1 protein-coding gene is annotated in these 636 nt (G+C 63.1%); it reads left to right on the forward strand.

Going from position 1 to position 636, the window contains the following annotated elements:
* Nucleotides 1-40: 40 nt before the first annotated feature.
* Nucleotides 41-636, forward strand: a 596-nt coding sequence (locus tag FQ746_RS26665) for an aldo/keto reductase (RefSeq protein ID WP_260854173.1), incomplete at its 3' end; no start/stop codon positions are given.

Raw genomic sequence — 636 nt, forward strand, 5'->3', positions numbered from 1 at the left:
GATGGATCCGGTAGCAAAGCGGAAATGGCCGCGTTCAGGCTTGGAAACGACGGTGATGGGTTTTGGCGCGGCGCCGATCGGCAACATCTTCAGGCCGATCAGCGAGGAAGATTCCGCTACGCTGATCAAGGCGGCATGGGACGCGGGCGTGCATTACTTCGACACCGCGCCGATGTACGGCCACGGCCTGAGTGAGGCGCGTTGCGGGCAGGGACTGCGCTGGTATCCGCGTGAGGAGTTCGTGCTGTCGACGAAGGTCGGCCGGCTGCTCAAGCCGCGCAAGCGCGCGGAAATCAACTTCGAACCGTGGGTCGATGGTCTGCCGTTCGAACCGGTCTTCGACTACAGCTACGACGGCACGATGCGCTCGATCGAGGACAGCCTGCAGCGTCTGGCGCTGGAGCATATCGATATCGCGCTGATCCACGACATCGACGTGTTCACTCACGGCGAGCGTCAGCCGGAGATGTTCGGCGCGGCGATGAAGGGCGCGTCCAAGGCGTTGCTGAAGCTTCGCGACGAGGGCGTCGTGAAAGCGGTGGGACTGGGCGTGAACGAATGGCAGGTCGCTCATGAAGCGATCCGTCAGCAGGACTTCGACTGCCTGCTGCTTGCGGGCCGTTACACGCTGCTCGA

The organism is Paraburkholderia sp. BCC1886 (assembly GCF_900996245.1).
Lineage (GTDB): Bacteria > Pseudomonadota > Gammaproteobacteria > Burkholderiales > Burkholderiaceae > Paraburkholderia.